The sequence below is a fragment of the Thermostichus sp. OS-CIW-29 genome (genome assembly GCF_054058195.1).
On sequence record NZ_JBSSAB010000026.1, the window covers coordinates 15,286 to 35,027 of the forward strand.

The following is a 19,742-nucleotide window of genomic DNA, read 5'->3' on the forward strand; positions in this document are numbered from 1 at the left end:
CCCGCTATTCCAGCCCTCCTTCCTCCTCCCTGTGATCCCGCACATAGCCGTTTAGATCGTAGTCATCCATGTCATCCATCTCCTCCGGATCCGCCGTTGGCCAATCCTCATTTTGCCCGCCGATAATCACGCGGCTGAGGCCGATGTATTCCAGGCTGAGGGTGCGCAGGGCGTTGATCAACACATCCAGCGCCATCGCATCGGCGGTGCCCAGATCAAACCAGCAGCGGGCCCAGTTGTCCTTCTCTTCCAGGGATCCCATGTTGTGCATTAGGGAAGGCAAGGGCTCCGATTCGTTGGGATACTCCAGATAGCTCAGATCCACCTCGGCCTCTTGGGCCACCAGACGCTCGGCGTTAAATCCGCCCAGCTTGCCCAACACGTACCACGACTCCAGCACCTCGTTGAGGTACTCCAGCTCAGCTTCGACCGGCGGCTCGGCAAACTCAAACCAGATCCACAGATTTCCCGGATCGCACTCGCGAAACTCCACTTGCATGGACAGTTCCTGATACATTTACGCTGAACACTGCTGAACATCACTGTTCAACTATGCAGCGATAGCATTCTGTTTGTTTCCAAACAGAATGGCGGTATCCCGCAAAGCTTTGAGTAGAATACCCAAAGCCCAGTTTCCGTGTCGTCTTACTACCAATTTTCTGCTTTGCTTTGGCTACCATGTTGGCAGACTCGAAAGTAAACAGAAAGATCAACTGGTAGTAATCCGTACTGAACATATTATACATTATTTTCAGTATAGTTGAGCTTATTATTGACTAGAGTCATGCTCTGCTGCAGCCTAGCCTTTGATCATAGTCCGGCTCTGCTCGCCCGTTGGTCTGGGAATCCGTCCGTCAACACATCTTGCGGGCAGGGTGACTGCACAGAGCCGTGGGATCCCTCCTGCCGAGGCCATCGGCGGTTAGGACGGACATGGCGCAGGCGGTTGCCGGGAAGTCCGTGGCAGCTAGACGGCCCCAAAGCATCCTATACTGTTGCGGCTGTCCTAATCACGCTGTCCGAATCACGAGGAACCTGCCGCTTATGTCTGAGCTTCTCCCTTTGCCTTCCCTCCAAGACCGGGTGGCTGTGGTCACCGGAGCCAGCCGGGGCATTGGCCGGGCGATTGCCCTGCACCTGGGGGCCATTGGAGCAAAAGTGGCGATCAACTACGCCCGCTCCGCTGCCGAAGCCGAGTCCCTGGTGGAGGAGATCGCGGCCCTGGGGGGAGAAGGGATCCCTGTGGCCGCCGATGTGTCTTGCCCAGAGGCGGTGGAGAGCCTGTTTGCCCAGGTGATGGAGCGGTGGGGTCGGGTGGATGTGCTGGTGAACAATGCCGGCATGGCCCGCGACACCCTGCTGCTGCGCATGAAGCCAGAAGATTGGCAGGCGGTGCTGGATCTCAACCTGACGGGGGTCTTTCTCTGCCTGAAGGCAGCCGCCAAGATCATGGTGAAGCAGCGCCAGGGGCGCATCATCAACATCACCTCGGTGGTGGGCTTGGTGGGCAATGCCGGCCAGGCCAACTACAGCGCCGCCAAAGCAGGGGTGGTGGGCCTCACCAAGACAGCAGCTCGCGAGCTGGCCAGCCGCAACATCACCGTCAACGCCGTGGCACCGGGGTTCATCACCACCCAAATGACCGAAAAACTGGACCCCGGCCCGATTTTGGCGCAGATCCCCCTGGGGCGACTGGGATCCCCGGCAGAAGTGGCGGGGCTGGTGCGTTTTTTGGCGGCAGATCCGGCGGCGGCCTACATCACGGGACAGGTTTTTGCCATCGATGGTGGCATGGTGATGAGCTAGGCACTCTACCACGCCAGGGCTAGGCCATCGGCACGGGGTTCGGAAGCCGCAATGAAGTGATCCCCATCCCGCAAGAGGATCTGTCCCCGGCCAAAAAGACCGCAATCCTCTTCTGCGTCCACCACCTGCACTGCATGGCCGCGGGCGGAGAGTTCGCGCACCACCTGGGGCGGCACCGTGCTCTCCAGCGCCACCTGCGGGATCCCCTGATCCCACAGCACTCGCCAGCGGGGCGCATCCAGAGCCGCCTGGGGGTTCAGGCCGTAATCCACCAAATTCACCACCACCTGCACATGGCCTTGGGGCTGCATTGCCCCCCCCATGACACCAAAAGGGCCGAGGGGGATCCCTTCTTTAGATAGAAAGGCGGGGATAATCGTGTGGTAGGGGCGCTTGCGGGGGCCCACCTGGTTGGGATGGCCGGGCTCCAGGGTGAAACCCGTGCCGCGGTTGTGGAGAGCAATGCCCGTGCCCGGAACCAGCAGACCACTGCCGAAGCCATCGAAATTCGACTGAATCAAAGACACCATCAACTCACCATCAGCTGCAGCCAGGTAAACCGTTCCCCCCTCCGGCAGCCCTGGCTGGGCCAGGGGGATCGCCTCCCTCCCGATCAACTGCCGCCGCCGCTGTGCATAAGCCTTATCCAGCATCTGGGCAGGACTGACCCGCACATACTCCGGATCCGCCACCTGTCGGCTCACATCGGCAAAGGCCAGCTTCATTGCCTCAATCTGCAGGTGATAGCGCTCGCCGGCATCGTAGGAGATCCGACCCAGCTCAAAACCCTCCAAAAGGTTGAGCGCCATCAAAGCGGCAATGCCCTGCCCGTTGGGGGGGATCTCCCAGACGGTGTAGCCGCGGTAATCCGTATGGATGGGTTCCACCCAATCGGCCCGGTGCTCAGCCAAGTCGGCGGGGGACAGGAAGCCGCCCGTGGCCTCCGAGAAAGCCAGCAACTTCTCCGCCAGCTCCCCCCGGTAAAAACTCTCCCCACCGCTACGGGCAATCTCTTCTAGGGTTTGAGCATGCAGGGGGCTGCTCCAGCGCTCTCCAGCCCGTGGGGCACGCCCTTGGGGAAAGAAAACGGCCTTGAAGGCCTCGTGGCGCGGATCCGGCAGGGGCAAATAGATGGACTCCGCCGCCTGCCACAGTTGGGCCACCCGGGGAGAGACCGGAAATCCCTCTTGCGCCAGACGAAGGGCAGGCACAAACAGACGCTCGAACGGCAGCTTTCCCCAGCGCCGGTGCAAGGTCTGCCAAGCGGAAACTGCCCCCGGCACCGTCACCGCTAACCAATCGTAGGGGGGGATCCGCCCATGGTCCCGGTACCGCTCCGGCGTCAGGGCGGCTGGGCTGCGACCGGAAGCATTCAACCCGTACAGCTGACCCTCCTCCCCCCCCTCCCACACCAGAGCAAAGGCATCGCCGCCAATGCCATTGGAGGTTGGCTCCACCACCGTCAAAGCCACCGCCATTGCCACGGCTGCATCCACAGCATTGCCGCCCGCCCAGAACATCTCCATGCCCGCCATTGCCGCCAAAGGTTGGCTGGTGGCCACGGATCCCTGTCTGCCCATCACCACCCGTCGCCGCGAAGCAAACGGATAGCGATCCAGGGCCTGCCGCAAAAAAGTGGGTGCTGGCATATCGCTACGCGACGCTCTCGCGAATGGGCTGGGCTCCCTACACAGGCAGGTTATCGCTACGCGACGCTCTCGCGAACAGGAGTGTGGCCAACTCCGCAAAGCTGTCCACCACCACATCTGCCCCGGCGTGGCGCAGTTCCTCGGCGGTGAAAGCCGTGGTGAGGCCCACCGCAAAACAGCCAGCCCCCTTAGCGGCGCGGATCCCATGGGTAGAATCTTCAATCACCCAACACAACGCCGGATCCAACCCCACAGCGGCAGCCGTTTTCAGGTAAGGCTCTGGGTCGGGCTTGGCCCGCTGAATGTCTTCGGCGGTAATCACCGCGTCAAACCAGCGGTGCAGGTCGAAGCGCTGGAAAATCTGCGCTTGATCCCGGCGGATGGCCGAAGTGGTGACGGCCAGGGCAGAAAAGCGCTGGCGGCTGGCCGCCAAAAACTCCAGCACCCCCGGCACCAGGGGTACCTCTGCCAGCAGCTCGCCAAAAGCCTTGGCCTTTTCCTCGATCAAGCGCTGCACCAGCAGGGGCCGTTCTGCAGGTGGGGTGTCCGTCTGGTGTTGGACAAGGTACTCGAACATGTCGCGGTCGGTGCGCCCCTTGAACTGCAGGGAGATGGGGGCCAAATCCAGGGATAGGTGGCAGCGTTGCAGGGCAATGGCCCCGGCGCGGGCATGGATTGGTTCCGAATCCACAATCACCCCGTCCATATCGAAGAGCAAGCCGGCAGTCACGTCAGCCTTCCCCTGTTGTAGGCACAGCACTTTGGATTGCATAGACATTATCGCTACGCGACGCTTTCGCGAATGGGCAAGCACGGGACAGGGATCCCCTTTAACAACCCTACTGCCCCGTCTCCATCCCCCACCCGCAGAAGCGGCTGGTGATCTGCCAAATGGGATCCAACACATCGGTCAGGGCGTGGTCGCTCTCCACCGCCACCAGTTGGGCCCAGGGGCGACGGGCCACATAGTCTCGACTGGCTTGAATGGGGATGGTGTCGTCTTGGATCCCGTGCACAATTAGGGTGGGCACAGGCCGTCGTAACCCCCCATCCGGGTAGCGCTGGGCATCGGCGACAAAGCCGTACTCCAAAGGGAGAGGGCGGCCTTCTCCGTAGTGAAACACCATGAGTTGTCCGGTTCGCCGCCAAGTCTCCACCGCCTCTGCCCCCAGCCGCGGCAGCCAATGGCCTAAAAAGCCAAAAGCCGGCGCCAAGAGCACCAAGCGCTGCACACAGGGTTGTTGTTCGGCAACCCAGGCAGCCACCAGCCCCCCCAGGCTAGAGCCGATGAGGGTGACAGGGGGGTAGTTCATCTCGGCAAGCTGGCTGGAAACCTGCTGGATCTGGCGGGTCAAGGTGAGCTGGGCAAAATTGTCCTGGTTCAGATCGGGCACCTGAACAGGGATCCCCACCTGCTGCAGCCGCTGCCGAAAGAAAGTTGCCTTGGCCGACTGCGGCCCAGAGCCGAATCCATGCAGGTAAATCGCCAACACGGAAAGGGATCCCTATGGCCCTGTGGCTGCCGAGAGCCAGCCCGCCCCCAACACCACGCTGATGGAGAGGAAAAGGGTCGCTACCGTCCAGGTGATGCGGTTGAGGTTTTGCTCAGCACTCTTGGAGCTGGAGAACAGCTGGGCCTGCCCGCCAATGCCCGCCAACCCATCCCCCTTAGGGCTGTGCAGCAGCACCAAGATCACCAGCAAGATGGCCGAAGCCGACCAGAGAAACTCGAAAAACGCTTCCATCGCAGCGGATCCCTGTAGGGCAAGTTGCTAAGGCCATTATCGCTTGGAACCGCATCTTAGCGCACCCTGTCTCGGCATCGCTCCCATTTCAGAATCAAGTTGGCAGGTGAAGACCCACCCATCTTCTGTGGCATCCTCCCGGCGCTCGTCCTGCGGACAGAGCACAGGCTTCCCTTCCCGTCAGCAGGACGGAGTCCTTACCTCGCGGCTGGGCATTCCTGCCCCCTGCCACTTGCCTGGGTCTACAACCCCCGACAAAACGACTGGACAGGTGGCTTCCCTTCCCCAGCCTCCCTGGCTACTGCCAGCTCGCAAAACAACCTCTAATCCACCCAGCACAGTTCCCAAGGCTGAGGCTGGGTCCCGATGCACCCGGTACCGGCATTCAGGGCACTGAGGCCCCCCGACAGCCCAGCTGTTGCTGACTGTCCCCCAGCACTTGCGACCGATTTGGCTCCTCCCTTTGAGGTCAACCTTGGCAAGGTCCACCTCACCCTTCCAGCAAACCCACTCCAGAAGACATAGAACCTGTCCCCAGGCAGCCTCGACGCAATCCTTCAGGTCACTAGACGGGGAGAGAAGCTGGCGGACGAAGATATCGAGAAGATATCGATGGATATCGATCTTGCTTGAGAATCTGAACTGGCTGGGCTAAGCCATCTCTTCTGGAGGTGTTGTTTTGCTCCAGTTGTTTTGCCCCAAAAGGCGACCCCAAACGGGGCCGCCCGGTCTTTATCCAGCCCTTATGGAGATTTCCAGAGGATCCCCACCTCACCTACAAGGGCAAACAGTATTCACCTCAGTAGCTTACACCCCGGTAGGTCAGGGGCTGATGAGGGTGAGGCATCGCTTTCTTGCTGGTGTGGTGCACACAGAAGGTTTGACCGCGATACTGAGCTTGCAACTCCTCATCGCTGAGCTGAGTATGCGCGGGAACGTAGTCAAAGGTGTTGCCACGGAAAGAGAGTTTCATAAGTCGCCTCCATCAACGAAGGGTTGAGTTTGTTGTTGTTGAACCGTAAGCCACGGAGAGAGTGGCGCGATTCAGTTGAGGCGCGTTCCTTCGGGAAGACCCCTACTTCCGTCTCTGCACAGCTCCAGGCCACTGGTGAGCCAACTGCAGAGGTGAACGATTTATCCTATGTCTGTATCATAACTTACGGTTTTGCAGGTTTTTTGGGGGATTTATAGAAATTTAATCCGGCCATACCCGCAAAAGGGATCCCTTGCCGTCGGCTCTTCCGCGGCTTCTCGGGCCTGACTGGGCAATCACCTATGCACTTTTCGGAATAGATTGCCGCAACCGGTTCCGGGCCCAGGGCACCAATCCCGTATTCGGCCAGTCTCCGCAAAATTCTGATTTCTTCTATTTCACCGCCTGCACAAGTGCCTGCAGCCCTGCTCGCAGACGTTCCTCGATGTCGGCCTCTAGCTGTAGTGTTCCGGCAGCGTCCAACTGAATTTGAGAACTCAGGATATAAACCCCTCTCAGGATGTGGGTTGCCCCCATCACCGCCAGCACAGGTTTCATCGCAAAGTCGATGGACAGCAGATGGGCCAGGGTTCCCCCGGTGGCAATGGGGAGAATCACTTTACCGGTAAAGGCGTCTTGATCCAGCAAATCCAGCAGTGCCTTCAACACACCTGGATAGGAGGCTTTGTAAACGGGAGCAGAGATGACGATCCCGGTAGCTTGGGCCACCTTTTGCTGAATTGCCTTGAGTTGAGGGCTATCGAACTTGGCCAGTGCCAGATCCTCTGGGGGCAAATCCCGCACCGAAACAAACTGAGTGGTCAATCCCAGATCGGACAGGATCCCGGCAGCGTGATGTAAAACGGCTTCTGAGCGAGAAGGAGTGCTGGGACTACCGGAGAGCAGGAGGATGCTGGACATAGGCCGCAGACAGAATACTGCCTCAGTTGTACCAGGGATCCCATGTGAAAGATGATTAACCCACTCTCGCCCTGCCCCAGCATGCACGATAGCTTTGTCTCTCGACGTCATTCCCTGCTGGTCAAATTGCGGGCAAAATATGCCCCCCGACTCCCCACCTACTCAAGGGGTCGGGAACGTGATAGGTTAGATTCAGCAAGGGTTTCAGCTTGCTAAACTTGAGATTGATTTACGCGGGCGTAGTTCAGTGGTAGAACGCTAGCTTCCCAAGCTGGATGTCGTGAGTTCGAGTCTCATCGCCCGCTTCTCCCAGCCAACCCGCAAAACCCGCTTCCCACAAGCATTCCCGGATTTGGCCTAGTCCGGGAAATCGATGGGCTCAGGGTAAGGAAGCATGCAACTTTACGAGTACGACTTCTATGCCTGGACGCAAAAGCAAGCCGCACTGCTGAAATCGGGGCAGTGGGATCAACTGGATATCGCCAACTTGGTGGAGGAAATCGAGGCTTTGGGCAGGCAAGAACGCCGGGAATTGCTGCACCGGCTGGGGATCCTGGTAGGGCATTTGCTGAAGTGGCAATTGCAACCCCACCTGCGAGGCAAAAGTTGGCGGGCAACGATTACTGAACAACGCCGCCAGATCCAGCGATTGCTCAGAGACAGTCCCAGCCTCAAGCCCGATCTTTCGGCAGCCCTGCAAGAGGCTCACCAGGACGGGATCCTGTTGGTGGTGAGAGAAACGCCATTGTCTGAAGCAGATCTGCCTGCCCAGTGTCCCTACACATTTGAGCAGGTGATGGATCCCGACTTTTATCCTGGCAAGGAAGATCCCCAGTGATCTGCTCAGCCCCCGGAACCAGAACCAGGGAGGGAGGGATCCCGACCCCGGTGGGTCTCCATCTGGCTGTCCACTACCCGTCGCAGCACTCCGTTGACGAAAGCGGCGGCTTCAGGATCCCCGTATTTTTTGGCCAATTCTACAGCTTCGTTGATGGCAACCTTCACGGGGCTGCTGGCCAGTATTTCCATCTCCACCACCGCCAGGCGCAGGATATCTCGCTCGATCCGACCAACCCGCTGCAATTGCCAACCCACCAAAGCCTTTTGCAAACGAGCATCAATCGCCTCCTTGTGGGTTCGCAGGGCAGTTAACAGTTGCAAAGCGTAGGCACGCACTTCTTGGGATTGGGCAATGTACAACAGTTCCGGCATGGACAGGGCAACGCCCACCCGGTTGACTGCTCTTTGGGACAACTGGACAACCTCATCCAAGATGTGGCGGACGCTGTGCAGCCGCTGTTCCAGGTGTTCTAGGGCTTGGCCGGCGTTGCTGAGAGCCACTTGCACCTGCTGGATTAGCTCCAGCACTTCCCCCCGTAGGGCATTGGGGTTAGGAACCTTCGCCTCCTTTAGAGTAATTTCCAGGCGCTGCAGGTGCCGTTGGGCTTGATGAAGGCGGAGGGTGACGGAGCGGGATCCACCCTCTTCCTTGGGATCCGAATCGGCCAACAATAGAGGATCGCTCTCGTGCAACAAACGGTCGCTGCGCTGGATTTCCGCCGCCGCTGTGGAGAGGGTTTCATGGGTCTCTTCACTCAGGGCGCGGATGGCTGCCAGCAGCAAGTCCTCCAGTTGTTTTTCGCTCAGTTTGGCCGCCGTGGCTGGCAGTTGATTGACCCCCAGCAGGGCCAGTTCGCGGGCAATACGCCGAGGTTGCATTGCAGAATATCCATAGCTTCTGAAAGACTGCCCCATTGCCGCAAGGCGGCGCGCAAGCGCTATCGGGCTTAGCCATGCTAGCAGGTTGCCAATCCATGAAGAACGAGAGACTCACCCGGTCAACCGGCCCTAAAACTGCGACTTAACACCCGAAACACCAAAGATGAACTCTGCTCTGTGCCAAAGCGAGATTGGCTGGATACCGAGAGGGTGAGCCGTCGTTTGCTGCGGGTGATGCCCACATACAGCAGCCGCAATCGCTCTGCTGCCAAATCCAAAAAGGCTTGCTTGGTGGCAGAGTCGGCCTGCAGCTCCCAGCCGCCTTTGGGGCTGAGCTGTCGCAACTGAGCCAGGGCCTCTGCCTGCATATCCACTTCATCCAAAAACTTCAGCCCCAGGGTTCGCTCCCCGTACTGGGTGGGAAACTCGTAGGCCGACACCTGGGGGATGAACACCTGATCCCATTCCAGCCCCTTGGCCCGATGCAGAGTCGTGACAGTGATGCTGCCCGGCTCGGGGTCGAAGGCGAAGATCTCCGAAGGCAAGTTGTTGAGGCGGTGATCCAGAATCACTTGAAATTCTTGGGCGATCTCCTGCCAATCGGTTTCGGGCAGGGATCCCAGCACCTGCTCCAGCTGATCGATTACATAGCGACCCACAAACAGCTCTTCCGGCTTGCGGTAGAGGCTTTGAACGATCACATTCAGCACCTCCGGCCAAGGGGAGCGCCCGGCCCGGAGCCAACCGGCAAGGGTGCGCAGCAGCCTGCCCAAGTTCTGCCAAGGCGGGCCATCGGGCAGAGCGGGAGCCTCACCAAAGTTGGGAAATAGCAGCCGCTCCGGCAGAGAGGCGCGGATCCAGGTCAACATCGGCCCCAGTTCAGCACGTGGGATCCCCGCCCAATCCGCCAAGCAATCCACAGCAGCAGCCAAGCGAGTGGGGGCAGTGGGCTGGGCAAACCAGTCGATGATTCCCTTGAGCTGCAACAACACCCGCCGCTGACTGGGACTGCCCCGCAACAGATCGATCACCCGCTCCGCTCCCATTTCCTGGAGATAGCTGAGGGCTTTGCCCCCCAGCTCGTTGGTGGTGACCAGAATGGCCACCGTTTGGCCGGGAAAAGCTTGGGCGGCTGCAATGGCCTGCCGCGCCACCTGTTGCAGCTCCTCTTCCGGGGATCCGACGACCCGCAGAAAGTCCACACCACCCTCGCTGGCCGGGGGGTTTTGGCCACCGGAGGTGGCCAGTTGAATGGGCTGGGGGGCCAGAGCGGTGCGCAAAGCCGGGATGGGGTGCTGCTGATTCACCCACTCCACCAGGCGGTTGGCCAAAGCGATGATCTGGGGGGCACTGCGGCTGGATTCATCCAAAAGCACCACCTGAGGACTGGCCTGGCAAAAGGCGCGAAACAGCCGCGGCTCGGCGCTGGTAAAGGTGCCCATGATGCTCTGGTTGGGATCCCCCACCCGCACCAGGTTGCCGGTGCGTTGGCTGAGCAGCCGCAGCAGCTCTTCCTGCAGGGGGGAACTGTCTTGGGCCTCATCCTCGAACAGGTAGTCGTACCAGTTCTGCACCTGCTCCCGCAGCTCTGGACTGCCCTCGATCAAATCCACTGCTTGCCAGCCCAGGTCGTCGTAGTCTAACTTGCCCAGGCGACGCAATTCCGCTTGATAACCGGCGTAGATGGGAGCAGCCCAGCCCAGATAGCCCTCGCTGGGGATCACTTCTGGCCCCAGGCGCAGATTCTTGGCCCTGCTGATGACCACCTGCACCATCTGCTGGAAACTGCGCCGGAACTGGGCTCGGTTTTGGGCGATCTTTTGCGGGTTGTTGTCGCCGGGGATCAGCGGCTCCCAGAGCTGAGTATGGCGGACGAGCCAAGCGCGGCACAGGCGGCTGAGCAACCGCTCCTGTTCGTATCCCTCCAAAATAGACAGCTCCTCCCAACGGCTGGGGGCCTCCCGCAACACCCGCAACGACAAAGAATGCAGGGTAAAGGCCTGGGTAAAGCGATCCGGATACCCCGCCCGTTGCAAACGTTGATTGATGCGGCTGATCAAGTTGCCCCGCGCCGAACGCATGTAGGTGAACACCCCGATGCGCTCCGGTGGGATCCCTCGATTGAGAATTAAATCGGCGATCAACAGCTCCAGAATAAAGGTCTTGCCGCTCCCCGGAACGGCGGCGATCCCCAGCGGCCCCGATTGGTAGGCCAACGCCTGTTGCTGCGCCGGACGCAGGGTGACCTCAGGAAAGGGAGAAGAAGCCAGACCCAGCATGGGATCCCTGCCTAGCTGAGGATGAAGGTCTCGATGGCTGCCGCCACCCCGTCTTCTGCCACAGGAGGGGCAATCCAATCGGCATGGGGCAAGAGAGCTGGCGAGGCATTTCCCATCGCCACCCCGATCCCGGCGTATTGAATCATCTCAATGTCGTTGTCGCCATCGCCAATGGCCATCACCTGCTCCGCCGACAACCCCAGCATTTCCTCCGCCAAAAAACGAACGGCATTGCCCTTGTTCACCGCCGGATGGGTAGCCTCGAGAAAAATCGGCTCCGAACGGGTGAGATAGAGCTGCTCAGGGGAATACCGCCGCCGCAGGGATCCCTGCAATTCCTGCAGGAACTCGGTATCCTCAGAAACAGCCAGGATCTTGGTGGGGCTTCGTCCGTATTGGGCGGAAGAGAACATCTGGAACGGCACCTGAGAGCGCTCAGCATAGGCCTGACTGAGAGGGCTCAGCTCCCGTAAGTAGAGCTGGTCATCGATGTAGAGGTGAACCCCCACCGGCTGATCCTGCAACGCTTGCAACAACTCCTCGGCCAGCGGCCAGTCCAGGCTCCAGTGCTTTAGGGTCTTTTGGCTATCGGGATCCCGAATTAAAGCCCCCTGGTAGCTGCATAGGGGCATATCGGCCCCAATCGCGTAGTGGAACCGCTCGGCAGAACGATGCATGCGACCCGTAGCGATGGCTACTCGCACCCCTGCTGCTTTGGCCTTCTGAATGGCCTCCCGAACCGGCTCTGAAACCTGGTTGGAAGGCCCGGCAATCGTGCCATCGATATCCACCACCAACAGCCGAATCTGGGCACGGGGTGGAGAAGATGCCCGCTCTCTTTCCTCGGCTTGGACGTTAGCCTGAGTTTGCATTGCTGTTGTTTGCCCTCCTCCTGGCAACCTTCCAGACCGTAGCATGGCTCTGCCTCGATTGGTTGACGGTCATTGGCCGGCTCAGTACACAAAGAATCAACACAGAAGAATTGAACAAGTGAGATGGCCGGGTGGGGGATCGGTTTCCGCCCCTATTCCTGCCAACGAGAAAGCGTAGAATTAAGAAAGACTAGCCCCGTGATGGACGAAAACATTGTGATCATGCTGAAACGAATCGGTCGCGTCTGCCGGCCTCTGCTGGCCATTGCCCTGGCCTTGACCTTGGCCCTGGCTCCCATAGGCGCTGTTTGGGCACGCAGTGGCGGTCGCATTGGCGGCGGATCTTTCCGGTCTCCGACGTTCTCTGCCCCCCGCTCGATTGGCCCGCACTACTCAGCTCCTGTCTACCCCAGCTATGGAGGCGGCTTTGGTTTTCCGCTGCTGGTGCCCTTTTTCTGGGGAGGGGGGGGTGGCGGCCTGCTGACGCTGCTGCTCTTGGTTGGGGCAGGTAGCTTTTTGGTGCAGACGCTGCGCTCGGGGATCAGATCCGAAGAAGGGGACGATAGCATTGGGGTTCGCGATCCCCAGGTAACTGTTGCGCAGGTAAAAGTGGGACTGCTGGCCAGCGCCCGGCAACTGCAAAAAGACATGAACGCCCTGGCTCTGGAGGCGGATACTCAGTCGCCAGAAGGGCTGAGCCAACTGTTGCAAGAGGTCACCCTTGGCTTGATGCGCTACAGCGACTACTGGGCCTATGGCCATGCCCAAGCGGAGAAGCTGCCCCTCTCCCGCGCCGAATCCCTGTTCTATCAAGCCTCTTTACAAGAACGGAGCAAGTTCAGCGTCGAAAGCCTCAGCAACCGCAACAACCAGATCCAACAAGTCTCCCAAGCGGCGCTGCAGCGATCTGCTGCTGGGATCCCAGATGTTGGCGAGTACCTGCTGGTAACTCTACTGGTTGCGTATCGTGGTAACTTGGGTACACTACCTGTAGTTAACTCCATGGCGGATCTGCGGCAGTGCCTGTTGCAGCTGGCTTCGATTCCGGCAGATCGGATTGTGGCCATCGAAGTGCTGTGGACGCCGCAGTTGGAGGGAGACACCCTGTCGGCAGAGGCGCTGTTGACCGAGTACCCGGAAATGCGGCTCCTTTGAGAGCCTTTGGGCGATAGACGGCAACTGTTGGCTGAGTGTCTCAACTCCTCGGGATCCCCGCCGCTCAGGCTAGGGAGGTTGTATGTCCGGGTTAGATGCTTCAGCGGGCAGAGGCCGTCGTTCCCCTTGGGCATGGTCTGGCCAAGTCAAGCAGGCAGATTCTCTGTTGGATGAGCTGTTCGAGGATTTGGAGAACAGCTTGGAAGAGGGGCTGTCAGAAGCCGGCGAATATCCTTACCTCGGCACACGGCCCCCACTGCCTTCCCGGCGCTTCTCTGCTGCCGGAGGATTACTGCTGGGTATGGCTTTGGCCGCTACCTTGGTGGCAGGGCTGGCTTTTTGGATGACCCTGCGCCCGCGGGCGGTGGTTTTTTCGCAGGCCACTCGGGATCCCTTGGCTGAGGCACCCAATTCTTCCCATTCCGATGCTCACCAGGAGCCCTTGCTTCCCACTGCTGCTGATGTGGATGAAAACCCCAAAGCTCCACCTGAGGATTCTGCAAAGGCTGTCTTGGTCGAACCGGCAAAACCGCCGACTGTTGCCGCTCCTCTTGCTTCAAGAGGGGCTGGTCTTCCCTCTCCCCCCAGGGTACCTGCGCCTCCGGTGCCAGCGCGGATCCCACCCCAGCCTCTGCCGCAGATGAAGCTGGTGGGATTGATCCACGATCCAGGTGCCCCCAAGGCTCTGATTTTGATCGACAACGTGGTGCGGCAGGTGGCTGTTGGCCATGCGGTAAAAGCAGAGTGGCGGGTTACCGCAATCAGCCCCTACGGCGTGAGGGTGAGCAATGGCGCTCAAAGCGTTACCTTGCAGTTGGGGCTGTCGCAGCGGATCTGAATCACCTGGATAGGGATCCCTGCTGGGTTGAGCAGCGCCTGGAGGGTGGGAGATTCGATTGAAGGAGAAGGGGCAGATGAAATTCGCCAAGCTGGGGCGAATGAGCCGCTGCAGAGTGGGAGTGGGCTTAGTTCTGGGATACCTCTGTCTCGGGCTGTTGGCTTGTCGCAGTACACCCCCCCTCTCAGAATCCCCCTCTGGGATCCCGGCGGCCTATGCTAGCCGCCCGCAACTGCAAGGGAAGGCAGTGGTGGAGATGGAGGTGCAAACTGCTGAGGGGGTAGGCAAGGTGATCTTGGCGATCCACGGGGAAGCGGCACCCCTGACCGGCGGCCAGTTCGTGGATTTGGTTCAGCGGGGCTTTTACAATGGCCTCACCTTCCATCGGGTGGAAAAGGATCCGCAGCCTTTTGTGGTGCAGGGTGGGGATCCCCGTGGTGACGGTACAGGGGGTGCAACAGAGCCGGGGAGCAACCGCCTGCGCACCATCCCCCTGGAAATTCAGCTGCGTGGGGAACCCTACCCCCGCTACAACACCTTGATCCAGGATCCCGCTGCTCTGAGTAAGTTGCTCTTGCCCCATCGTTTGGGGGCGGTGGCCATGGCCCGTTCTAGCCCACTTGACTCAGCCTCTTCCCAGTTTTACATCACCCTCTCTGCTCTGCCGATTTTGGACGGGCGCTATGCCGTGTTCGGCTACGTCACCGAGGGGATGGAGTGGGTGGAGCGCATCCAGGTGGGAGATGTGATCCGCTCGGCGCGGGTGTTGGAAGGAGCGGACTTGCTTAGGGTGCCGGGATCCCAACCGGAAAGAGCAGATCAGATGGAGGATCCCGGCAGTTTATGATGGGCAGCAACTCTGCTGCTGGTTTGGTTGTTGTGGCTCTGGCTTTTGCCTTGGGGAAGGGCAAGTTTTGCCCCCGTCCCCTCCGCCAACACCTGGGCACCCTTTCATGCAAGAAGACGCTTTTTCCCCCCTTGAGCCCCTAGACGAGCTGCCACCTCACTCACCGCCGGAGGTGGATGTGGAGCTGATGCTGCAGCAGTTGCAGGATCCGGATCCCTATTTGCGGATGCAGGCGGCCCGCGCCTTCTGTGAGATCGAAGAACCCCGCGCCGTTAAACCCCTGCTGGCCCTAGTCCGGGATCCCTGCCCGTTGGTGCGGGTGGGAGCGGCCTATGCCCTAGGTCGGAATCCGGATCCCACTGAGGTGGAGGTGCTGATCGAGGGCTTGCGCTGGGATTGGAACGGCTATGTGCGCAAAGGCTTGGTGTGGGCGTTGGGCAATGCCAAGGATCCGCGCGCCTACCCGGTGTTGCTGGAAGTGTTGGCCGGGGATATCGCGGCAGTGCGATTGTGGGCTGCCAGTGCCCTCGGACAATTGGCTCAGGCGCAGGCGTTGCCCGGCCCGGCATTGGATGAGGTGGTCGCAGCTCTCTGCCGGGGCTTGGCTCAAGATCCAATCGCGGCGGTACGCGGCAACTGTGCCTGGAGCTTAGGGATCCTGGGGCAACAGGTGAAACTGGCTCTCGAGGATCCCGCCGTTTACGCAATGCTAACAAGGCAGTTGCTGACCAGCGCCCGCCACGATCCCGATTGGGGGGTTCGGGATGACGCGCGGCTTGCCCTACAAAAGCTGGCAGATCCCGATTTGCTGGAGCAACTGGATAACCTCAGCTGATCGTTATAGTCATTTTTAAACTAGATTGAGACACTCCCCAAGCATTCCACGCTGCTGCCCCTACTCCCAGCCTCGCTGCCAGAGGGAGAGGGGAGCTAGACGAAAATGTTTCATTCCCGTTTAACGAACCAGATCGAGTGTCACCGAACCAGATCGAGGAGCCAAGCAAAGTAGAAGCGGCTGCGAATGGTTTGTCGCTGCTGCACTTTCCAGCCCCATTCGGTTAATTGGCTCACCAAGGTCGCCTCTCGGTGTTGATAGGCGCGGGTGGTTTTGCTGGGGCCGGGGAAGAACTCTCCCACTTTCTTCAGCAGCGTCAGCCAGGGGGTTTTGGGAGCGAAACTGAAGATCAGGCGGGACTGGGCCAGGCAGGTCAGGTGTTTTAGCATGCGCAGGGCCTCGGCTTCAGGGTAGTGGATCATCACATCGAGGCAGATGACGACATCGTATTCCCCCGTCAATTCCTCCAGATCCGAGACCCAAAAGTGTGGGTTGTCTGTGGATCCCAACTCCATTTGCTGGCGGCGGCGTGCTTCGTTCACCATTTGTTCCGAGATGTCGCTGGCGAACACCTGCGCCCCTCTGGTGGCCAAGGGCAAGCTGAGGCTGCCCACCCCGCATCCGGCATCACAAATGCGTAAACCCGAGGGATCCCCCAACCACTGCAACACCGTCTCTACTGTGCGAGCATGGCCAAGGCGGATGTCTTTTTGGACGAAATTGACTTCTTCTTCACCATAAATGCGCCGCCAGCGCTCGAAGCCAACGGAGTTGAAGTAATCGCGGACAATGGTTTTCTCTTGCATAGAACTTCCGGCTAGGGATCCGGCGAGAGAAAAAGATGAACGCTCTGCTTTTCTTCGCCAACGCGCATCCCATTCTACCCCGAGGCCCCGTAACCCTCTGCATCGTTGCCCTAGGATTGTATTAGAATTAACCCGCATGCCTTGGATGTTGCCCCATGACCGAAGCTGAGATTGCCCAAGCGTTGCAGGCTCGGTTGGCTGCCCCGCTCAGAATTGCGGTCAAACGCCGCCAAGGTCATCTACACGTTCTCCTGAATCGGCCCCCCCTGGCTCGAGTGGACTACCCCCATCTCACGGAGCGGGTGCGGGTGGAGCTCAGGGCGTTGGGCTTGCCCGGCTTAGAGCAGGTCACGGTGTACGGGCGTGAGTCGGGACATTCTGAATACGAGTGGGAGCAAACGGCCCCCTTGTTGAACCCGCTGCTGGCCTCAGAAGAAACCACAGTTCTGTTGGAAAAAAAAGGCGACTTCTTGTTGCAGGATCTAACAGTTGTTGCCCCGGATTCGGTCAACTCAAAGCCTGAACCTGCGCCGGAGAATCCTGTCAGGAAAACCGACAAAGGCCGCGGATCCCGCATCTCCTGGGTGTGGCTGGGGGGAGCTGTACTGATTGTTGGAATTGGGGTGATTCTTTTGCTGGTTGCCCTTCTCTGAAAGAGCTGGGTAAAGGTTCTTGTTCTTGTCTTGGGAAAAGCCTTAGGGAGCGTTGCCGAGAGTCGCCGATGAACTTTGAGGATGCCGGGATCCGGTCAATTGGGCTTTTTGCAAGGCATCCTGCAGCATTCGCTCCACCAACTCGGTGAACGTCCACCCCAGAGCTGCCGCCGCATCGGGACAGAGGGAAGTGGGGGTCATGCCGGGCAGTGTATTCACCTCCAACACCCAAGGATTTTCCTCGGGATCCACCCGCAGATCCACCCGCGCCAAGCCTTCGCACCCCAACGCCTGGTAGGCCTTCAGACCTGCCGCCTCACAGCGGGCCAACCCTGCCGGGCTGAGGGAACAGGGGATCAAATGCCGCGAGCCACCGGGTGCGTACTTGGCTTCGTAGTCGTAGAAGTCGCCTTGGGCGGGGATGATCTCAATGGCCGGAAGAACTTGGCCGGACAAGATCGAGAGGGTGATCTCCTTTCCGGGAACATAGCGCTCCAGAAAAATCCGCGACGAGACCGAGCGGGCCAACTCCAGCCCCTGAGCAAATGACCTCTCATCCCGGACAATGCTGATGCCCACCGTCGAGCCGTTGTTGCTGGGCTTAATCACCAGTGGGGATCCCAACTCTGCCGCACAGTCGGCCCAAGTGAGGGGGTTTTGGTCATCCCAAACCTGCCAATCGGGGGTAGGGATCCCCGCGGCGCGAAAGATCTGCTTGGAGACCAGCTTATCCATGGCCAGAGCACTGGCCAGCGGCCCGGATCCCTGGTAGGGCAGGCCCAGCCAGTCCAGCATTCCCTGTACCACCCCATCCTCGCCACCAGGGCCATGCAAGGCAATCCAAACGAAGTCGCAGCCGGCTTGCCGTTCCTGCCAAAGGCGCAGAGGCAGATCCTCATCTGGGTCGATTACCTTGACCCGATGGCCCAGGTCCTCCAAAGCCCGTTTGCAGGCTTTACCCGTTACCCAAGAGACTTGACGTTCTGCCGAACGCCCCCCCGCCAAGACAACAATGTTCATGGCCTAACCCCAAAGCACTCCCCACCCTCAACAACCGGCACCAAGATACCAGCATACCTTCACCCTACCCTACGAAGGGGGCCGTCGGCGGCGCAAGAACTCGGGAATATCTAAGCCTCCAGACATCGGCGGCTCAGGCTCCGGAGGCTGTCGAGGCGGCAGCCCAGAGCCCGTGGGAGTGGGCTTGGGAACCCCCGACCTGTTGGAGGCAGAAACTTTGGTTGCAGCAGGGATGGCGGCTGGACGGGCTTTCTCTTGGAAACCGGTGGCGATGACCGTGATGCGCACTTCCCCCTGCATGCGCTCGTCTTGGACGGTGCCGAAGATGATGTTGGCCTCGGGATCCACTGCCTCGGCGATGATCTCGGCAGCCACCGTGACCTCATGCAAGGACAAATCCGGCCCACCGGTAATGTTGAAGAGGACACCTTTAGCCCCTTCGATGGAGGTTTCCAAAAGCGGCGAAGATACAGCGGTAATGGCGGCTTCGCGGGCGCGGGACTTGCCGGATCCCATGCCAATCCCCATCAAGGCAGAGCCGGCATCGGCCATCACGCTGCGCACATCGGCAAAATCCACGTTGATCATGCCGGGAATGAGAATGATATCCGAGATGCCCTGCACCCCCTGCCGCAGCACATCATCAGCAACGCGAAAAGCCTCTTGGACAGGGGTTTGCTCGGAGATCACCGAAAGCAACTTGTCATTGGGAATTACAATCAGGGTATCAACTGCCTCCCGCAGCGCTTGGATCCCTTCCTCGGCCTGCTTGCTGCGGCGTTTGCCCTCAAAGGAAAAAGGCCGTGTCACCACTCCCACCGTCAGGGCACCACTGGCTTTGGCAATTTGGGCGATGACGGGTGCTCCACCCGTGCCCGTGCCTCCCCCCATGCCGGCGGCAATGAAGACCAGATCTGCCCCTTTGATGGCTGCCGATATTTCTTCGCTGGATTCCTCTGCAGCTTTCTGGCCAATGGCCGGGTTACCACCTGCACCCAAGCCTCGAGTCAGCTTCTGCCCAATTTGCAAGCGGTTCACCGTCGAGGACTGGGCAAGGGCCTGCGCATCGGTATTGACGCTCCAAAACTCGACGCCCACGAGGTTACTGGCCGCCATCCGACTGACCGCGTTGCCACCCCCACCCCCCACGCCTACAACCTTAATCTTTGCGGCATTGCTCGGCATGAAGTCCTCTGGACGATCCGCCGCTCTGGTCTGAGATCCGTTCCTCTCATACTCGGCATGAGAGCCTTCTCCCCTGTGGCGCTCATTCCAATGGGAAGGCGCAGACTGGGCTGAACCCAACCCTTGCCCAGGATTGAGAGGATGGATGTCTGACCAATTGGATGGCATGTCAGCTCTCACAATAACTTAAATTCTGGCAAATATCGAATATGCTAGCTGATTTAATATAGAGCAACTCCCTCCAGATGCCAACGCTGCCGACGTTTGTGAATCTTCCCGCTGAATACGGCCCTCCTAAAGACGCCTGTTGGCAGAATCTCAGGTAGCCTTTCTTGCCTAGAGGCATTTCTCTCTGAACTTGTCTCGAAGCTTTTGTGTGTAAGAATAGGTGTTCTCGAATACTTAGACCCTTGCAGGGGAAGAAGGGTCCAAAGGGAGG

The 19,742-nt window shown here is 59.5% G+C and carries 20 protein-coding genes, 1 tRNA gene, 1 pseudogene and 1 riboswitch; of the genes and pseudogenes, 8 read left to right on the forward strand and 14 right to left on the reverse strand.

Translation table 11 applies throughout. From position 1 onward, the window contains the following. Window positions 1-4: 4 nt before the first annotated feature. Both ACVWZJ_RS09835 and ACVWZJ_RS09840 read right to left on the reverse strand, forming a co-directional pair. A complete protein-coding gene (locus ACVWZJ_RS09835; protein ID WP_414331319.1) occupies window positions 5-499 on the reverse strand; it encodes a DUF3531 family protein in 495 nt (164 codons plus the stop codon). Between the two features lie 51 nt (window positions 500-550). Continuing rightward, window positions 551-734: pseudogene (locus ACVWZJ_RS09840) on the reverse strand (hypothetical protein); the annotation flags it as partial. A gap of 310 nt (window positions 735-1,044) precedes the next feature. On the opposite strand from ACVWZJ_RS09840, the gene fabG reads away from it, so the two are divergent. Then, window positions 1,045-1,806: a 3-oxoacyl-[acyl-carrier-protein] reductase gene (gene fabG, locus ACVWZJ_RS09845; protein ID WP_011433672.1), complete on the forward strand. Its 762-nt coding sequence runs from the start codon at window positions 1,045-1,047 to the stop codon at window positions 1,804-1,806. 5 nt (window positions 1,807-1,811) lie between these two features. On the opposite strand, the gene ACVWZJ_RS09850 is transcribed toward fabG, so the two are convergent. The 6 genes from ACVWZJ_RS09850 to ssuE all read right to left on the reverse strand — a co-directional run bounded on the left by ACVWZJ_RS09850 (window position 1,812) and on the right by ssuE (window position 7,094). After that, the gene (locus ACVWZJ_RS09850; protein ID WP_011433673.1) at window positions 1,812-3,455 is read right to left on the reverse strand and encodes a gamma-glutamyltransferase family protein; all 1,644 of its coding nucleotides are present in this window, start codon (window positions 3,453-3,455) and stop codon (window positions 1,812-1,814) included. 37 nt (window positions 3,456-3,492) lie between these two features. Next, complete coding sequence (locus tag ACVWZJ_RS09855) at window positions 3,493-4,227, reverse strand: HAD family hydrolase (RefSeq protein ID WP_238376756.1); 735 nt, start codon at window positions 4,225-4,227, stop codon at window positions 3,493-3,495. 67 nt (window positions 4,228-4,294) lie between these two features. Beyond that, complete coding sequence (locus tag ACVWZJ_RS09860) at window positions 4,295-4,948, reverse strand: YqiA/YcfP family alpha/beta fold hydrolase (protein ID WP_011433675.1); 654 nt, start codon at window positions 4,946-4,948, stop codon at window positions 4,295-4,297. Window positions 4,949-4,960: 12 nt separating this feature from the next. Next, window positions 4,961-5,200, reverse strand: coding sequence for a preprotein translocase subunit SecG (gene secG / locus ACVWZJ_RS09865; RefSeq protein WP_011433676.1), 240 nt, complete (start codon window positions 5,198-5,200; stop codon window positions 4,961-4,963). A 799-nt stretch (window positions 5,201-5,999) separates the two neighbouring features. After that, window positions 6,000-6,173: a DUF4278 domain-containing protein gene (locus ACVWZJ_RS09870; RefSeq protein WP_083757650.1), complete on the reverse strand. Its 174-nt coding sequence runs from the start codon at window positions 6,171-6,173 to the stop codon at window positions 6,000-6,002. A gap of 79 nt (window positions 6,174-6,252) precedes the next feature. Continuing rightward, window positions 6,253-6,334, reverse strand: a riboswitch (Glutamine riboswitch). Between the two features lie 232 nt (window positions 6,335-6,566). Continuing rightward, on the reverse strand, window positions 6,567-7,094 hold the full coding sequence (ssuE, locus tag ACVWZJ_RS09875) for an NADPH-dependent FMN reductase (RefSeq protein WP_011433678.1): 528 nt from the start codon (window positions 7,092-7,094) through the stop codon (window positions 6,567-6,569). 233 nt (window positions 7,095-7,327) lie between these two features. On the opposite strand from ssuE, the gene ACVWZJ_RS09880 reads away from it, so the two are divergent. Beyond that, window positions 7,328-7,399, forward strand: a tRNA-Gly gene (locus ACVWZJ_RS09880). A gap of 89 nt (window positions 7,400-7,488) precedes the next feature. Continuing rightward, on the forward strand, window positions 7,489-7,932 hold the full coding sequence (locus ACVWZJ_RS09885) for a DUF29 domain-containing protein (RefSeq protein WP_011433679.1): 444 nt from the start codon (window positions 7,489-7,491) through the stop codon (window positions 7,930-7,932). 5 nt (window positions 7,933-7,937) lie between these two features. On the opposite strand, the gene nusB is transcribed toward ACVWZJ_RS09885, so the two are convergent. The 3 genes from nusB to ACVWZJ_RS09900 all read right to left on the reverse strand — a co-directional run bounded on the left by nusB (window position 7,938) and on the right by ACVWZJ_RS09900 (window position 11,964). Further along, window positions 7,938-8,813 carry a transcription antitermination factor NusB gene (gene nusB / locus ACVWZJ_RS09890; protein ID WP_011433680.1) on the reverse strand — a complete coding sequence of 292 codons (876 nt, stop codon included), beginning with the start codon at window positions 8,811-8,813 and terminating at the stop codon, window positions 7,938-7,940. Window positions 8,814-8,932: 119 nt separating this feature from the next. Beyond that, window positions 8,933-11,092 (reverse strand): ATP-dependent helicase, encoded by a 2,160-nt coding sequence (locus ACVWZJ_RS09895; protein WP_011433681.1) that lies wholly within the window; start codon window positions 11,090-11,092, stop codon window positions 8,933-8,935. An 11-nt stretch (window positions 11,093-11,103) separates the two neighbouring features. Beyond that, window positions 11,104-11,964 carry a Cof-type HAD-IIB family hydrolase gene (locus tag ACVWZJ_RS09900; RefSeq protein ID WP_011433682.1) on the reverse strand — a complete coding sequence of 287 codons (861 nt, stop codon included), beginning with the start codon at window positions 11,962-11,964 and terminating at the stop codon, window positions 11,104-11,106. Window positions 11,965-12,165: 201 nt separating this feature from the next. Between ACVWZJ_RS09900 and ACVWZJ_RS09905 the strand changes: the two genes are divergently transcribed. The 4 genes from ACVWZJ_RS09905 to ACVWZJ_RS09920 all read left to right on the forward strand — a co-directional run bounded on the left by ACVWZJ_RS09905 (window position 12,166) and on the right by ACVWZJ_RS09920 (window position 15,639). Continuing rightward, window positions 12,166-13,119, forward strand: a complete 954-nt coding sequence (locus ACVWZJ_RS09905) for a DUF1517 domain-containing protein (RefSeq protein WP_238376757.1) — start codon at window positions 12,166-12,168, stop codon at window positions 13,117-13,119. Between the two features lie 82 nt (window positions 13,120-13,201). Then, window positions 13,202-13,957: a hypothetical protein gene (locus ACVWZJ_RS09910; RefSeq protein ID WP_011433684.1), complete on the forward strand. Its 756-nt coding sequence runs from the start codon at window positions 13,202-13,204 to the stop codon at window positions 13,955-13,957. 76 nt (window positions 13,958-14,033) lie between these two features. Beyond that, on the forward strand, window positions 14,034-14,804 hold the full coding sequence (locus tag ACVWZJ_RS09915; RefSeq protein ID WP_011433685.1) for a peptidylprolyl isomerase: 771 nt from the start codon (window positions 14,034-14,036) through the stop codon (window positions 14,802-14,804). Window positions 14,805-14,910: 106 nt separating this feature from the next. After that, window positions 14,911-15,639: a HEAT repeat domain-containing protein gene (locus ACVWZJ_RS09920; RefSeq protein ID WP_457395946.1), complete on the forward strand. Its 729-nt coding sequence runs from the start codon at window positions 14,911-14,913 to the stop codon at window positions 15,637-15,639. Between the two features lie 140 nt (window positions 15,640-15,779). Here ACVWZJ_RS09920 and bchM read toward each other — a convergent pair whose 3' ends face one another. Further along, window positions 15,780-16,445, reverse strand: coding sequence for a magnesium protoporphyrin IX methyltransferase (bchM, locus tag ACVWZJ_RS09925; protein WP_011433688.1), 666 nt, complete (start codon window positions 16,443-16,445; stop codon window positions 15,780-15,782). A 155-nt stretch (window positions 16,446-16,600) separates the two neighbouring features. Here bchM and ACVWZJ_RS09930 point away from each other — a divergent pair, with 155 nt between their 5' ends. Then, window positions 16,601-17,098 carry a hypothetical protein gene (locus ACVWZJ_RS09930; protein WP_457395947.1) on the forward strand — a complete coding sequence of 166 codons (498 nt, stop codon included), beginning with the start codon at window positions 16,601-16,603 and terminating at the stop codon, window positions 17,096-17,098. A 42-nt stretch (window positions 17,099-17,140) separates the two neighbouring features. On the opposite strand, the gene ACVWZJ_RS09935 is transcribed toward ACVWZJ_RS09930, so the two are convergent. Then, window positions 17,141-18,118, reverse strand: a complete 978-nt coding sequence (locus tag ACVWZJ_RS09935; protein ID WP_011433690.1) for a D-alanine--D-alanine ligase family protein — start codon at window positions 18,116-18,118, stop codon at window positions 17,141-17,143. A gap of 69 nt (window positions 18,119-18,187) precedes the next feature. Then, the gene (gene ftsZ, locus ACVWZJ_RS09940; RefSeq protein ID WP_011433691.1) at window positions 18,188-19,303 is read right to left on the reverse strand and encodes a cell division protein FtsZ; all 1,116 of its coding nucleotides are present in this window, start codon (window positions 19,301-19,303) and stop codon (window positions 18,188-18,190) included. Window positions 19,304-19,742 lie beyond the last annotated feature (439 nt).

Excerpts from the sequence above, each read along its gene's own strand:
- ACVWZJ_RS09835 (WP_414331319.1), bottom strand. The coding sequence starts at position 499 with ATGCAAGTGGAGTTTCGCGAGTGCGATCCGGGAAATCTGTGGATCTGG.
- ACVWZJ_RS09935 (WP_011433690.1), bottom strand. The coding sequence starts at position 18,118 with ATGAACATTGTTGTCTTGGCGGGGGGGCGTTCGGCAGAACGTCAAGTC.
- ACVWZJ_RS09915 (WP_011433685.1), top strand. The coding sequence starts at position 14,034 with ATGAAATTCGCCAAGCTGGGGCGAATGAGCCGCTGCAGAGTGGGAGTG.
- ftsZ (WP_011433691.1), bottom strand. The coding sequence starts at position 19,303 with ATGCCGAGCAATGCCGCAAAGATTAAGGTTGTAGGCGTGGGGGGTGGG.
- ACVWZJ_RS09900 (WP_011433682.1), bottom strand. The coding sequence starts at position 11,964 with ATGCAAACTCAGGCTAACGTCCAAGCCGAGGAAAGAGAGCGGGCATCT.
- ACVWZJ_RS09895 (WP_011433681.1), bottom strand. The coding sequence starts at position 11,092 with ATGCTGGGTCTGGCTTCTTCTCCCTTTCCTGAGGTCACCCTGCGTCCG.
- ACVWZJ_RS09930 (WP_457395947.1), top strand. The coding sequence starts at position 16,601 with ATGACCGAAGCTGAGATTGCCCAAGCGTTGCAGGCTCGGTTGGCTGCC.
- secG (WP_011433676.1), bottom strand. The coding sequence starts at position 5,200 with ATGGAAGCGTTTTTCGAGTTTCTCTGGTCGGCTTCGGCCATCTTGCTG.
- ACVWZJ_RS09905 (WP_238376757.1), top strand. The coding sequence starts at position 12,166 with ATGGACGAAAACATTGTGATCATGCTGAAACGAATCGGTCGCGTCTGC.
- ACVWZJ_RS09870 (WP_083757650.1), bottom strand. The coding sequence starts at position 6,173 with ATGAAACTCTCTTTCCGTGGCAACACCTTTGACTACGTTCCCGCGCAT.
- ACVWZJ_RS09850 (WP_011433673.1), bottom strand. The coding sequence starts at position 3,455 with ATGCCAGCACCCACTTTTTTGCGGCAGGCCCTGGATCGCTATCCGTTT.
- fabG (WP_011433672.1), top strand. The coding sequence starts at position 1,045 with ATGTCTGAGCTTCTCCCTTTGCCTTCCCTCCAAGACCGGGTGGCTGTG.
- nusB (WP_011433680.1), bottom strand. The coding sequence starts at position 8,813 with ATGCAACCTCGGCGTATTGCCCGCGAACTGGCCCTGCTGGGGGTCAAT.
- ACVWZJ_RS09910 (WP_011433684.1), top strand. The coding sequence starts at position 13,202 with ATGTCCGGGTTAGATGCTTCAGCGGGCAGAGGCCGTCGTTCCCCTTGG.
- ACVWZJ_RS09920 (WP_457395946.1), top strand. The coding sequence starts at position 14,911 with ATGCAAGAAGACGCTTTTTCCCCCCTTGAGCCCCTAGACGAGCTGCCA.
- bchM (WP_011433688.1), bottom strand. The coding sequence starts at position 16,445 with ATGCAAGAGAAAACCATTGTCCGCGATTACTTCAACTCCGTTGGCTTC.
- ACVWZJ_RS09885 (WP_011433679.1), top strand. The coding sequence starts at position 7,489 with ATGCAACTTTACGAGTACGACTTCTATGCCTGGACGCAAAAGCAAGCC.
- ACVWZJ_RS09855 (WP_238376756.1), bottom strand. The coding sequence starts at position 4,227 with ATGCAATCCAAAGTGCTGTGCCTACAACAGGGGAAGGCTGACGTGACT.
- ssuE (WP_011433678.1), bottom strand. The coding sequence starts at position 7,094 with ATGTCCAGCATCCTCCTGCTCTCCGGTAGTCCCAGCACTCCTTCTCGC.